The organism is Arthrobacter sp. JDC6 (assembly GCF_056484025.1).
Genome location: NZ_CM151278.1, coordinates 2,155,899 through 2,168,992, shown reverse-complemented (window position 1 = coordinate 2,168,992; position 13,094 = coordinate 2,155,899). Strand labels below are relative to the sequence as shown.

Genomic DNA, 13,094 nt, shown 5'->3' with positions numbered 1-13,094 from the left:
TCCGGACCACAGTAGGGCCGGGCGCCCGTCAGGACAAGCCGGCTGCGGAACGCCGCACTTCGGCGGCCAGGCGATGCGCCCTTCCCGGCGTCCGGCCCTCCTCCTGGCGGCGTGGAATGTAGCCAAAGCCAAGCCCGTAGGCCGGATCCGCAAAACCGAGCGCCGCGTTGGCACCCTCGTGTCCAAAGGCCCGGTGGCTGCCAAAGTTCCGGGAAGGGTGGGGCTTCATGAAGACGACCGCAAACGCGTTGTCCAGGCCGGAAGAGCGGTCCAGGCCCCACACCTGTTCCCGGGTCATGGCCTCCACCGTCCGGGCCGCCAGGAACGGTTTGTCCCCGTCGACGCCTGTGGTCGCAGCGGCGTACAACCGCGCCAGGCCCTCAGCGGAGCCCACACCGCCGGCGGCGGACATTCCGGCCGCCCGGACGGCGCGGATGTTCGGCAGTTCCATGACGGTGCTGACCGGCGCATTGCTGTTCATGCCTTCGAGGCTGAGTGGATCAACCCAGCCCTGGCCGGGATCTTCTTCATAGAGGACGTCCCTGTACCGTGGCTCCAGCTCCTCCGGGAGCCCCAGGAAGAAATCCACGTCCTGCGGCTGCCGGATCCTGCGGTCGTAGATGGCCTGCAGCGACTCGCCCGCGACGCGGCGGCACAACTCCTCCATAAGGATTCCGATGGTCAGGGCGTGGTAGCCGAACTGCCGCCCGGGCTCCCAGGCGGGAGCGGCAGCGGCAAGGCGCGCCGCGGCCGCGGACGTGGTGAATTCATCCAGGCGGAATCCCCCCTCAACGCCCATCAGTCCTGCCTGATGCGACAGCGCTTCCCGGACCAGCAGCCTGTCCTTTCCGTGGCCACCGAATTCCGGCCAGTAATGGACCATTGCCCTATCCAGGTCAAGGACGCCATCCTGGACCATCAGGGCGATGACCATGGCGGCAACGCCCTTGGAGCAGGAATAGGCCCCGGTCACGGTTTCCGAAGCCATGTCGGGGCCGCCCGTCAGGCGCACCACCGGCATCCCGTTGTGGTAGCAGGCGAGTTGTGCGCTGTACCGGGAGTCCTCAGCGAGGAACGACTCAAACAGGGCCAGGACGTTTTCGTACCCTGGTGCCACGGAACCAAGAGATGTCTGCATGCCCTCAGTGTAGGCAGGAAAGCGATTTCCTGCCCGAGGTTTGCTTAGCGCAACGCGCCGTGTCCCGGCGCAACCTCTTCGCCTGGCCGGACCGGCCCGGGCGGCGTGCCGTCTCCAAACGGCCGGCCCCCCAGCGATTCCCTGCCGTGGTCCTGCAGCCAACCGCCCAGGTCCGGACCGGCCGGAACAATGCCCGTGGGATTAATGTCCTCGTGCACGATGTAGTAGTGCTGCTTGATTTGCACGAAGTCGATAGTGTCCCCGAAACCCGGCGTCTGGAACAGGTCCCGTGCATAGCCCCACAGATGCGGCATCTCACTGAGTTTCTGCCGGTTGCACTTGAAGTGGCCGTGGTACACGGGGTCGAACCTGGCAAGCGTGGTGAACAGGCGCACATCCGCCTCGGTGATGGTGTCGCCCACCAGATAGCGCTGCCGGGACAGGCGGTCTTCAAGCCAGTCCAGCGCAGTCCACAGCCGGTCGTAAGCTGATTCATAGGCTTCCTGGGAACCCGCGAAACCGCAGCGGTAGACGCCGTTGTTGACCTCCGTGAAGACGCGCTTGTTTACCTGGTCGATTTCGTCGCGGAGGTGTCCAGGGTAGAGCAGCGGCGCTCCTGCCCGGTGGAACTCCGTCCACTCGGTCGAGAAGTCGAGGGTGATCTGGGGGAAGTTGTTGGTCACGACTTCACCGCTGCGTACATCCACGATGGCAGGTACGGTAATTCCCCGCGGATAGCCGGGGAACCGTTTGAAGTAGGCCCCCTGGAGGCGCTCTATGCCGAGGACGGGGTCCACTCCGCCGGGATCCAGGTCGAACGTCCAGGAGCGAGCGTCGTGGGTAGGGCCGGGCTGGCCCAGGGAAATCGCTTCTTCCAGGCCCAGCAGCCTGCGGACAACGACGGTGCGGTTTGCCCACGGGCAGGCACGGGCGGCGATGAGGCGGTAGCGCCCGGCTTCCACCGGCCACCCCGGTTCGCCCTTGCTGCCTGGGGAGGCATCCCTGGTGATCCGGTCCTCGATGTAATTGGTGTCCCGGGTGAACTCCGTGCCGCCGGTCACATAGGCTCCACGGGTGCTGTGCGTTTCCTGGCTCATGCCACAAGCCTATGTGCCGGCTAACCGATCCAGGCACCTTCCGCCAGGATCGCCGAGACGGGCTGCCAGGCAACCAGCCACGCTCCGGCAACCAGGAGGGTGAACAAAGCAATCCAGACTCCGGAGGGGACGGAGGTGGCGCGGTACAGAAGGTAGGCGTCGGAGCTGCCAAGGCTTCCGCGACGCCGGATGTGGACGTTCGTGAGTTTGAGCAGGTCACGCACAGCAGCCACCAGGAGTGCAAGACCGAAGATGACGGCCACATGCCCCACGACTGGCGCCGGTGCAAGGAAGGTAAGGGCAGCCGCGCCGGCGATGGCGGCGGCAGTGATGATGAAACCGGCAAGGTTGCGGAGGAAGATCAGCGACGCGGCCAGGACCAACAGGCTCACGGCCATGGCAGCCGGGCCCCACCCGCCAAGGCCGCAGCAGACGAAAGCGGCACCGACCATAGCCGGTACCGGATATCCCCAGAAGCAGGACCATGCTGCTGCAAGCCGGCTCCTGCTGTAAGTGGTGGTGGTTCCGGAATGGTCAAGCCTGAGGCGGATTCCCGACAGCCGCTGACCGGACGTCAAGGCCGCGAACGCGTGACCCAGCTCATGGGTGGTGGTAGCGAGGAGCCCGAAGTAGCGCCAGCTGCGGCGGGGTATGGACAGACCGACGGCTGCCGCCACGGACAACAGCATCTCGATCCAGGTGACGTTGGGTACGTTTGCCTGCGCGAACGCCGCACTGAAGGTGTTCCACAAGCTCGCGGAGCTGTCCAACATTGCCTCCTGGCTGCCGGTTGGCGTCGTAAATGTCCTACTCCAACGCTACGCACCCCAGCTGGGCGAAGGCTTAAAGTCGAAAGGCACGCCCGTTGCGGCGTGCCTTCGGCGTTGGTGGGACGTGCGAATCGCTGCCCGAAAGGTTCCCGACTAGCCTTCGCACTCAGTGCAGTAGCTGTGGCCGTCTTTTTGACGGGCGATCTGGGACCGGTGGCGGACCAGGAAGCAGGAATAGCAGGTGAACTCATCCTCAGCCTGCGGGATGACCTGGACTACGAGCTCCTCAGCGACGAATTCGCCGCCAGGGACGCCGGCGCCGTCCAGTCCGTCAGCCTCGTCCAACTCCTGCACAACACTGCGGGCGTCGGGAGCATTTGCTGACTGGAGCTGCTCGAGTGAGTTGTCCTGCGATTCCTTCACGTCGGAACGCAGTTCATCGTAATCGGTTGCCACTTTAGGTGCTTCTCTTTTCTTTGATTGGCTGTCGGGTATGAAACGTACAGCATCGGGAGGGTATTCCCCAACAGTGAGCGTGAATCCGCCGCCTATTGGGTAAAGGTCCTAAGGAGCAGCCGCACGTTCCAGGAGCGCATTGCGGCCGCGTGGGCAGTGGGGGGACAGGGTACTGGTCCCCCTGCATGACGGAAGGGGCAGTGTGTGGAACAACTCACCGCAGAGTTCGGCGGTGCAGGACAAATCGGCGTGGGCGTCGGTCCTGTGCTGGAGAAGTTCACCGACGTGTCCAGGATTGTCATCCTGCGCGGCGGAGGATTGGGCGACCTGATTTTCGCCATCCCGGCCATGGCAGCACTGAAGGTGGCTTATCCGGGATCAACCATCACGTTGCTGGGAACACCAATCCACAAGGCGCTGCTGGAGGCGGTGAAAAGCCCCGTGGATGAGGTGGTGGTCCTGCCTTTCGCCGAAGGAGTCAGGCCTGGGCAGGAAGAGGCAGCTGAACTGGACCGTTTCTTTACGGACATGCGGGGCCGCACCTTCGACCTGGCTGTCCAGCTTCATGGCGGCGGCCGCTATTCAAACCCCTTCCTGCTAAGGCTCGGCGCCCGTCATACCGTCGGGACACGGACTGCCGATGCAGCCAGCCTCGAGCGCACCGTCCCCTACCTTTACTACCAGCACGAACCACTCAGGGCTTTGGAAGTGGCCGGGTTCGCTGGTGCCTTCCCGGTCGATCTCGAAGCCCGGCTGGCGCCCGCCGGCGGGGGAGCCGCACACGAAGCCCTAGACGGCGCCGCCGGCCAGCCGCTGGTGGTGATCCATCCCGGCGCCACCGACCCCCGCCGTCGTTGGCCTGCTGACAAGTTCGCCGAACTTGCCGCTGCCTGCGCAGCGGACGGCTCGCGGGTGGTCATTATCGGTGACAGCAGCGAGCAGGACCTCGCGGAGGCGATCGCGGCCCGGGCCGGATCGGCGGCCGTCGATTCCGCAGCCGGCGCACTGGACATGGCAGGGCTTGTGGCCCTGCTGGCGGAAGCCGGCGTTGTGGTGGCAAACGACAGCGGTCCACGGCACCTTGCCCAGGCCCTGGGCGTTCCCACGGTCGGCATCTTTTGGGCCGGGAACGTGATCAACGCCGGAGCGCTGGGCAGGAGCCTGCACCGCGTGCATGCCTCCTGGGTGACAGCATGCCCCACGTGCGGGATAGACGTGACCCAGGTTGGCTGGACGGCACCCCGCTGCGCCCATGACGATTCTGCGGTAGCGGGCATCGGGGTGCCGGAGGTGTACGAGGATGTCCGCAGCCTCACCGCCACGGCCTACGCAAAGCAGGACGCATGAGCGGCACCGGGACGGCGGGCGTTGCCACCGATCCGCTTCCCGCTGACGGCAAACCGGAATTACTGGTCCTGCGCGCCCTGAAGCTTGGCGACCTGCTGGTGGCCGTACCTGCCCTGAAGGGTATCCGGCGGGCGTTTCCCGAACACCGGCTGCGCTATGCGGCGCAGGGATGGCTGGCAGAAGCTTTGGGGCTGGTGGGCGGTTATGAGCTGTTCCCTACGCATGGGCTGGACGAGCCGCTGGCGATGGAACCCGGCGTAGTGGACGTTGCCGTCAACCTGCACGGCAGCGGCCCGGAGAGCCAGGGAAGGATTGAGGCGCTGAAAGCCAGGCATACGGTTGGCCACCGAAGCGCCCACCGGGACGGCCCGCCGTGGCGGCCGGAACTGCACGAACGCGAACGCTGGGTAAAGCTCCTGGAGTGGCATGGCATCGAGGCGGATCCACTGGACGTAAAGCTGAATACGCCGCACGTCCCCAGCCCCGTCCCCGGTGCGACAGTCCTGCATGTCGGGGCCGCCTATGGCAGCAGGCTGTGGCCGGCGGACCGCTTCGCGGCGGTGGCAGCGGCCCTCGCGGAAGCCGGCCACCAGGTGGTTTTCACCGGCGGCGCAGGGGAGAGGGAACGCGCTGACGAAGTGTGCCGCCTTGCGGGGCTCCCGGGGACCACCGTCTTGGCCGGCGTCCTGGGCCTCGGAGAGTTCGCGGCCACCATCGCCGCCGCACGCCTGGTGGTTTCCGCCGACACGGGCGCCGCCCACCTGGCATCCGCTTACGGCACTCCTTCCGTGGTGCTTTTTGGTCCGGCCCCACCCGAAATCTGGGGTCCGCCCCCTGGGCCCCATGTGGTCCTGACCCGCACGGAGCTGCGGCGCGGGGACACGTTCGCGGCGCAGCCGGACCCCGCGCTGCTGGCAATCCAGGTGCCCGACGTCATGGCTGCGGTCAGGGAGCTGGGCCTGCTGTAAGCGCTGCGGATTTGCGACCCATAGTGTGGGTCTGCAGGGGTCGGCTTGGGTCCCGGGGGCCTAAAATTGTGTGCATGAGCACTGAGCTGGAAATTGCCTTGGTGTTGGGGACGGCGTTGTTGTGGGTCATCGTGGCGCTGACCATCCTGTCTGCCATTGACCGCCCCGAAAGGAAGGCGCGCCGGCAGGAACGGCGCGACCTCCGGACGGAGAAGCGGCGGATCGAGTATCGCCCCGTCGCGGCGGGTTCCCATCCCCAAGGACGGGACCGGCACTCGCGTAGGCTGCACCCGCATTGACGACGGCGGGACGTGCCCGGGTGCATCGGCGTGGAGCACCCGGCCGGCATACCGCACCCGGCCTGGCGCCCGCCGTCGTCCGTTGACGGTGTTGCGCTGCTGCCTGCCAGTCAAGTCTTGACGGGCTTCTTCGGAACCCTGACACTTTCCCGATGGGAGTAAGCGAAGAGTTGCGGGCACTGACTGACGTGGTGGACCGGCTTGCGGCAAGGTTTCCCGCACTGCCCCGCGAACGCATCGAGGATGTGGTGCAGCAGGAGCACAGCCTGCTGGATGCAGGCAGGGTCCGCGCGTTCGTACCGGTCCTGGTTGAACATGCTGCCAGGGACCGCCTGGCCAGGTAAGGCGCAGGGGCTTTTCAGGGTGCCGGCGCGACGTCGATAAGCACTTTTCCGATGGTTCCCTGCTCCACGGCATCGTGGGCCGCCGCAGTGTCCTCAAGGGTGAACCGGGTAAGAGGCAGCCCATGTTCCTCGCCTACCCGAAGGGCACCTGCTGCGAGTGCCTCGGCAACGCCGGCTACTGCCTTCTCTTTCTGCCCGTCCGTGACCGTGTAGGTGAGGATGAATTGGTAGCGGACGTTCTTGGTCATGCTTTCGCGGATCGGAACCGTGAGCGATTCTCCGGGGTTGGCCGCGTAAATCGAGATGGTCCCGCCAGGCTTGAGAACGTGCAGGTCGGCATCGATGTTCGCCGGCGCGTTGACGTCCACGATGATGTCCACCCCACCGGGCGCTGCCTCCTGAACGGCGCGGACGACGTCGTCCTTCCGATAGTTGATGACCGTCCCGGCGCCTGCGCGGCGGGCGAGTTCGGCTTTCCGTTCTCCGCTGACGGTTGTGATGACGGTAGCACCGGCCCACCGCGCCAGCTGGATGGCAGCATGGCCCACGGCGCCTGCACCGCCGGTGACCAGCACGGTTCGACCCGCCAGGGCGCCGGGCGAGAGCGTGGCCGGACCGTCCTCATTCGATGTCAGGGCACGGTGGGCCGTGAGGGCCGGAATCCCGAGCGAGGCGCCGGTGTCAAAGGATTCGGCGTCGGGAAGTGCCACAACTTTGTGGGCCGGCACCACGACGTACTCCTGCGCCGTACCTTCGTTGCTGCCCCACGCCACGTCCCAGAGCCAGACACGGTCGCCGTGGCTGAAACCCGCCACCTCTGCGCCCACTTGGTCGATAACGCCGGCTCCGTCCTGGTTGGGAACCTTGGTGACGTCCAGTTTCCTGCCACCCGTTCCGGCACGAGACTTCCAGTCCGTGGGGTTCACGCCGGACACCACCAGCCGGACCCGGACCTCACCGGGACCTGGCTCCGTCAATGGCCTGTCCTGGAGCTGCAGCACCGAGGAGGGACCCGTTGCCTGGTACACGATTGCCTTCACGTCTTCTCCCATGTCCGGATGCTCATCCCTTACCGCTCCAACCTAACCGCTAGAAGCGGTCCGTGCCGCGGAGACCCCGGGGGCGGCCGTCCGGATCGACGATGAAGCGGTAGACCGGATCCGCCCAGAGGCGATGGAGTGGCCGGACGGGTTGCGTGGCATGGTGGCGCACCTGCCCTGGCGGTCGGGGCGTACTGCGGCCGGCCCGGTGCCACTGGTCCAGGGCATCGGCGGTGCTGTTCCACAGCTCCAGTCCTGCGGTGGTGGCCTGGAGCTGTGGGTCGTCCAGCTCCAGGCCCAGGTGTTCGGCCCAGAGCTGGAGCCTCAGCTCCGTGGCGAGTGGCCGGGTGGGCAGGGTGCCGGAGCCTGCAGGCAGCATGCCGTCGGCGGATGCGTCCATCACGGCGCAGGTGAGCTCACTGTCAGTGGTCCAGGAGCGCCGGTTCAAGTTGTCTGATCCGCAGGTGAACCAGGTGTCGTCGATGATGCAGATCTTGGCGTGGACGTAAATCGGGGTTCCCTGGCTGTTTTCCAGGTCGAATATGCCCACCCTGTCCGGCGCGGCCCGGCGGAGCATGCCGATGGCGCGCAGTTGCCCCAAGCGCTTGGGCGGTCCACTGAGAAAGCCATCAGTGTCGGGGTACCTGGGAACCACGATGATCACGTTCAGCCCGGGGTTGTGTTGCAGGGCGGCTGCGATCCCCGCTGCCACCTCTGTTGACCACAGATACTGGTCCTCGATGTAGATGAGCGAACGGGCCTGGGCGAACGCCTTTGCATAAGCCTTCGCTATGGTCCGTTCTCCGTGTGGGGCGAAGGGGAATGGCGGATGCTTCAGGCCGTAAGTGCGCAGCAGCTGCACGGCGTGCGGGCCTGCCGGAGGTGGGGGAGGAGCGGACTCGGGGAGCGGCTTGGGGTGCCTGGGCATCCGGGCCAGGCGCTGCAACAGCATCCGGTACGGGGTCCGCCGGTCCAGCGGGTGGGGATCGTTCCACCGTTCAGCGAATACGGCCAGCACATCTGCAACGACCGGGCCGCGCAGCTCAAGTGCGGCGTCGTGCCATGGGGGCCTCTGCCCGTAACGGGAATCCATCTCCACTGCCTGGGGGTCTCCCGCATGGCCGGCGTCATCACGGCGGCTGTGTGAGAGGTCCAGTCCCCCCACGAACGCCACATCGAGGGAAGGATCGGTACGCCGGCGGATGACCACCAGTTTCTGATGGTGCGAGCCGAAGAGGCGGACGCGCTGATCCAACAGTGCCTCCCCGCCGGAGTCGTTGATCTTCCGGCTGAGAAGTTCGTTGGAGCGGCCACTGATAGGGGCCGACACGCGCTCACCATGGGATCTCCAGACGAGGCCCCGTACCTCCACGCCGGACCGGGCCAGCCCGGCGAGCTTCGCGCCAATGGTCGTACCGTTCGCCTCCAACTGCTCATCGGCATCGCCACGCCAGTCGGTGAACCATACCTGGTCTCCCGCCTGCAGCGCAGACAGCTCCTCATGCAGCCTGGAGAAGTATGTTGCTCCATGAATCAGGGGACGTACCAGGTTTCCTTCAGACCAGGGGCCGGATTCCGTACCAGCCCCTTGGACGTCGGAGGCAGGGTTTCCCCGCTCAGCCTGATTCAGAAACCACTTGCCAACCATGCTGTCCACGTGGCGCTCCTTCCGGGGCCCGGGGCAGGCCACTGCGTTTCCAAACTAACCTACGCCCGTGCGTTTACCTCCGCCCCGTGCAGACGGCTCCAGACAGATTGAAACCAGCAACGCTCCACTGCCACGTCGGGAATAGGCTTGGGCAAGATCCTCCCTGCTGCAGTCCACTCGGCGGCGGCAAGCACCGGCGCCATGCGCAGGGCGGGATAAGGCTGCTCCAAGAGCCACGCCGTACCTACAGCTCAATCACCAACCAGCTCCATAACCAACGAAGGAATGAGTCAGGTCCATGTCACTGAAGGAAAAACTGAAGGGCGATGTCATCGTCCACATGAAGGCCGGCAACAAGCTGGGCCTGACCACTGTGCGCAACGTCCTGGGCGAAATCGAAACGCGGGAGAAGTCCGGCAAAACGCCGGTCGAGCTCGACGACCTGCAGGTCACGGCGCTGCTGCAAAAGGAAGCGGCCAAGCGCCGGGACACCGCCGCCACGTATTCGGCGGCCGGTCACGATGACCGGGCGCAGGCAGAGATCGCCGAGGCTGAGGTCATTGAGGCCTACCTGCCCAAAGCGCTGACCCGCCAGGAAGCCGAAGCCATAGTGGACGAGGTTATCGCCGGCCTGAAGGCGGACGGAACCGAACTGACGATGCGCTCCATGGGCACAGTGATGAAATTAGTAACCCCCAAAATCGGCGGCCGCTTCGACGGCAAGGCCATCGGCGAGATCGTGAAGGCCCGTTTGGCGTGATGGCATTCCCCTGGGCGTTTCCCCGAACGGCCTGCCGTCCCTGGAAAGTCATCGGGCGCCGCGTTGGGTTACAGCGCGCGCCTGACGCCCTGCAGGGGGTATGGGCCGGCGGCGGTTGGGGGGCGGCATCCGGTCTCAGAGATGCCATGGCCGCCGGCCCTGTCCCCATGTCTAAGACCCTGCCCCAGCGGCAGGATCTTGTCCTTAACGGTAAAACCCGTTCCTAAATGACAGCCCACGTTGGCCGCAAGTTTCGCTCAAGACTGGCACGCAGTAGCCGCCGCGGTTATAACTTCCGGAACGCCCCTGCGCGGTCAGTGCGGCAAACGCCTTCGGCCCGAAGCTCCGGCCCGGAAACAGGGCAAAGAAAAACACCCCGGTCCGAAGACCAGGGTGTTTACGGTGGTGACTCTACTCACCACTCTTGTGCGCGGAGGGGGACTTGAACCCCCACCCCCTTTCGAGGACTAGCACCTCAAGCTAGCGCGTCTGCCATTCCGCCACCCGCGCAGGTGGTATTCCGGGAAGCGTGTGCGCTTTTCAGCGTTTCGCGCCTCTCCGAAGCAGCGAGAAAAACTCTAACATGACTTTCCGGGAACAACGAATCGAGCCAAGTAGGTAGGCTGAGGACAGCGATTCAGCTCGTGCCAACCAGTCATTCCCTACCAAGGAGCCACCAATGCCTGACGTCCTGCCCGAGGATGAAGTTGTCCGGATCTGCCAGGAACTCATCCGGATCGACACCTCCAACTACGGCGACGGGTCAGGACCTGGGGAGCGGGCGGCAGCAGAGTATGCGGCAGGCCTTATCGAGGAAGTGGGCCTGGAGGCGGAGATCTTCGAATCCGCCCCTGGCCGCGCCAACGTCGTGACCAGGATGGCAGGGGAGGACCCTTCCGCCAGCGCCCTGGTGGTCCACGGCCACCTGGACGTGGTCCCCGCCCTGCGTGACCAGTGGTCTGTGGACCCCTTCGGCGCGGAACTGAAGGATGGCCTGATCTGGGGCCGCGGCGCCGTCGACATGAAGGACATGGACGCCATGATTCTTTCTGTGCTGCGGGGTTTCGCCCGGGAGGGCAGGAAACCCAAACGGGACATCATCTTCGCGTTCTTCGCTGACGAGGAAGCCGGCGGCGTCTACGGCGCACGTTATGCCGTGGACAACCGCCCGGAACTTTTCGAGGGCGCCACGGAGGCCATTTCGGAGGTGGGTGGCTTCTCGGCAACAATCGGCGGCCAGCGGACCTACTTGCTGCAGACGGCGGAGAAGGGCATCTCGTGGCTGCGGCTGGTGGCCCACGGCCGGGCCGGCCACGGCTCGCAGATCAACACGGACAACGCTGTCACGCGCCTCGCCGCCGCCGTAACCCGCATCGGCGAATACAAGTGGCCCATTGAACTCACGCCCACCACCCGCCAGTTCCTTGATGGAGTGACCGAACTCACCGGCGTGGAGTTCGACGCCGACAACCCGGAGCTTTTGCTCAACCAGCTTGGCACCGTGGCCCGGTTCGTCGGCGCCACCTTGCAGAACACCACCAACCCCACGCTCCTCAAGGGTGGTTACAAGCACAACGTCATCCCCGAGTCTGCCGAGGCCCTGGTTGACTGCCGTACGCTGCCGGGCCAGGAGCAGCAGGTCCTCGAAATCGTGCGCGAACTCGCCGGCAGTGGAGTGGACGTCAGCTACGTCCACAACGACGTCTCGCTGGAGGTCCCGTTCGCCGGCAACCTGGTGGACTCGATGATTGATGCCCTCCACAAGGAGGACCCCGGTGCAAAAGTGCTGCCCTACACACTGTCCGGCGGCACGGACAACAAGTCGCTCAGCCGGCTGGGCATTACCGGCTACGGCTTCGCGCCCCTGATGCTCCCCGAGGACCTGGACTTCACCGGCATGTTCCATGGCGTGGACGAACGTGTGCCGGCGGACTCCCTCAAGTTCGGTGCCCGGGTGCTGAACACCCTGCTCACCAACTACTGAGGGGACCTGCCGTGACTCCAGAGGACCTGCTGCCGGACGGGCTCCTGGAACGCATCCGCGGCCGCGCCGCAGGATACGACCGGGACAACGCCTTCTTCCACGAGGACCTGCAGGAGCTTGCGGCTGCAGGGTACCTGAAGCTTTTCGTTCCAGTACCCGACGGCGGCGCGGGGCTTGGGCTCGAGGCGGCAGCGCAGTGCCAGCGCAGGCTGGCAACGGCGGCCCCTGCCACCGCGCTTGCCGTCAATATGCACCTGGTGTGGACCGGCGTCGCGCACGTCCTCGCAGCCCGCGGCGACCACTCCCTGGCCTTCGTGCTCAAGGAAGCGGCGCAGGGCGAGGTCTTCGCGTTCGGCAACTCGGAGGCCGGCAACGACTCAGTCCTCTTCGACTCAAGGACCGCGGCCACACCTTATCCGGACGGAAGCTACTCGTTCACCGGGACCAAGATCTTCACCAGCCTCTCGCCGGCGTGGACCCGGCTGGGGATTTTCGGAAAGGACGCCGCAGCCCGGGACGGTGCCGGGGAACTCGTCCACGGGTTCATCAACCGTGAAACGGCCGGCTACCGGATCCTGGACGACTGGGACACCCTGGGCATGCGCGCAAGCCAGTCCGCCACCACTGTCCTTGATGGTGCGACCGTTCCGCCGGACCGGATCTTCCGCAAGCTGCCCGTGGGTCCCAACGCCGACCCGCTGGTATTCGCGATTTTCGCGTGCTTCGAAAGCCTCCTGGCCGCCGTCTACACCGGATTGGGCGAACGGGCGCTGCACGTGGGTGTAGAAACTGTAAAGCGCCGCACGTCTTTCAAGAACGGCGGACGCAGCTACGTGCAGGACCCTGACATCCGCTGGAAAGTTGCTGAGGCAGCCATGGCCATGGACAACCTCTACCCACAGCTCAGGGCTGTCACCGCCGACGTCGATGCCCTGGCCGACCACGGGAACCAGTGGTTCCCCAAACTGGTGGGTCTGAAAGTGAATGCCACCGAAACGGCGCGGCGCGTTGTGGACCTGGCCATCCGCGTCAGCGGGGGATCGAGCTACTTAAGGGGTTCGGAACTGGAACGGCTCTACCGCGACGTGCTTGCCGGCATGTTCCACCCCTCCGACGACGAGTCTGCCCACAACACGGTGGCCAACGCCTGGCTGGGCCCGCTTGAGGACTAAACGGTCCGCTGGACCACACGACTCCTAAACGGTCCGCTGGACCACACGACTCCTAAACGGTCCGCTGGACC

General features: G+C 65.5%; 13 protein-coding genes and 1 tRNA gene. 7 read left to right on the top strand and 7 right to left on the bottom strand.

Annotated elements, in window-relative coordinates; genetic code table 11:
* Positions 1–28 precede the first annotated feature (28 nt).
* From ACV095_RS10140 to ACV095_RS10125, 4 genes are all read right to left on the bottom strand, one after another.
* Positions 29–1,138, bottom strand: coding sequence for a serine hydrolase domain-containing protein (locus ACV095_RS10140; protein WP_478223376.1), 1,110 nt, complete (start codon positions 1,136–1,138; stop codon positions 29–31).
* A 44-nt stretch (positions 1,139–1,182) separates the two neighbouring features.
* The gene (locus tag ACV095_RS10135) at positions 1,183–2,235 is read right to left on the bottom strand and encodes a glutathione S-transferase family protein (RefSeq protein WP_478223375.1); all 1,053 of its coding nucleotides are present in this window, start codon (positions 2,233–2,235) and stop codon (positions 1,183–1,185) included.
* 20 nt (positions 2,236–2,255) lie between these two features.
* On the bottom strand, positions 2,256–3,008 hold the full coding sequence (locus tag ACV095_RS10130) for a M50 family metallopeptidase (protein WP_478223374.1): 753 nt from the start codon (positions 3,006–3,008) through the stop codon (positions 2,256–2,258).
* A 150-nt stretch (positions 3,009–3,158) separates the two neighbouring features.
* Entirely contained in the window at positions 3,159–3,461 is a 303-nt protein-coding gene (locus tag ACV095_RS10125; protein WP_018761323.1) for a DUF4193 domain-containing protein, read from the bottom strand.
* Positions 3,462–3,665: 204 nt separating this feature from the next.
* Between ACV095_RS10125 and ACV095_RS10120 the strand changes: the two genes are divergently transcribed.
* The 4 genes from ACV095_RS10120 (at position 3,666) to ACV095_RS10105 (ending at position 6,419) form a co-directional block, all read left to right on the top strand.
* The gene (locus tag ACV095_RS10120) at positions 3,666–4,808 is read left to right on the top strand and encodes a glycosyltransferase family 9 protein (protein WP_478223373.1); all 1,143 of its coding nucleotides are present in this window, start codon (positions 3,666–3,668) and stop codon (positions 4,806–4,808) included.
* Positions 4,805–5,776 (top strand): glycosyltransferase family 9 protein, encoded by a 972-nt coding sequence (locus ACV095_RS10115; protein ID WP_478223372.1) that lies wholly within the window; start codon positions 4,805–4,807, stop codon positions 5,774–5,776. The genes ACV095_RS10120 and ACV095_RS10115 overlap by 4 nt, the downstream gene beginning before the upstream one ends.
* 74 nt (positions 5,777–5,850) lie before the next feature.
* Positions 5,851–6,075 (top strand): hypothetical protein, encoded by a 225-nt coding sequence (locus ACV095_RS10110; protein ID WP_018771137.1) that lies wholly within the window; start codon positions 5,851–5,853, stop codon positions 6,073–6,075.
* Between the two features lie 152 nt (positions 6,076–6,227).
* A complete protein-coding gene (locus ACV095_RS10105; protein ID WP_018771136.1) occupies positions 6,228–6,419 on the top strand; it encodes a three-helix bundle dimerization domain-containing protein in 192 nt (63 codons plus the stop codon).
* Positions 6,420–6,433: 14 nt separating this feature from the next.
* Here the strand turns inward: ACV095_RS10105 and ACV095_RS10100 are convergent, their stop codons facing one another.
* Both ACV095_RS10100 and ACV095_RS10095 read right to left on the bottom strand, forming a co-directional pair.
* Complete coding sequence (locus ACV095_RS10100; RefSeq protein WP_478223441.1) at positions 6,434–7,459, bottom strand: NADPH:quinone reductase; 1,026 nt, start codon at positions 7,457–7,459, stop codon at positions 6,434–6,436.
* Between the two features lie 49 nt (positions 7,460–7,508).
* A complete protein-coding gene (locus tag ACV095_RS10095; RefSeq protein WP_478223440.1) occupies positions 7,509–9,107 on the bottom strand; it encodes a phospholipase D family protein in 1,599 nt (532 codons plus the stop codon).
* A gap of 298 nt (positions 9,108–9,405) precedes the next feature.
* On the opposite strand from ACV095_RS10095, the gene ACV095_RS10090 reads away from it, so the two are divergent.
* Positions 9,406–9,867, top strand: a complete 462-nt coding sequence (locus ACV095_RS10090; RefSeq protein WP_478223371.1) for a GatB/YqeY domain-containing protein — start codon at positions 9,406–9,408, stop codon at positions 9,865–9,867.
* Between the two features lie 427 nt (positions 9,868–10,294).
* Here the strand turns inward: ACV095_RS10090 and ACV095_RS10085 are convergent.
* Positions 10,295–10,377 (bottom strand) — tRNA-Leu (locus ACV095_RS10085).
* A 169-nt stretch (positions 10,378–10,546) separates the two neighbouring features.
* Between ACV095_RS10085 and ACV095_RS10080 the strand changes: the two genes are divergently transcribed.
* Together ACV095_RS10080 and ACV095_RS10075 are read left to right on the top strand one after the other, a co-directional pair.
* A complete protein-coding gene (locus tag ACV095_RS10080; RefSeq protein WP_478223370.1) occupies positions 10,547–11,851 on the top strand; it encodes a M20/M25/M40 family metallo-hydrolase in 1,305 nt (434 codons plus the stop codon).
* Positions 11,852–11,862: 11 nt separating this feature from the next.
* Positions 11,863–13,023 carry an acyl-CoA dehydrogenase family protein gene (locus ACV095_RS10075; protein WP_478223369.1) on the top strand — a complete coding sequence of 387 codons (1,161 nt, stop codon included), beginning with the start codon at positions 11,863–11,865 and terminating at the stop codon, positions 13,021–13,023.
* The last annotated feature ends 71 nt before the right edge of the window (positions 13,024–13,094 follow it).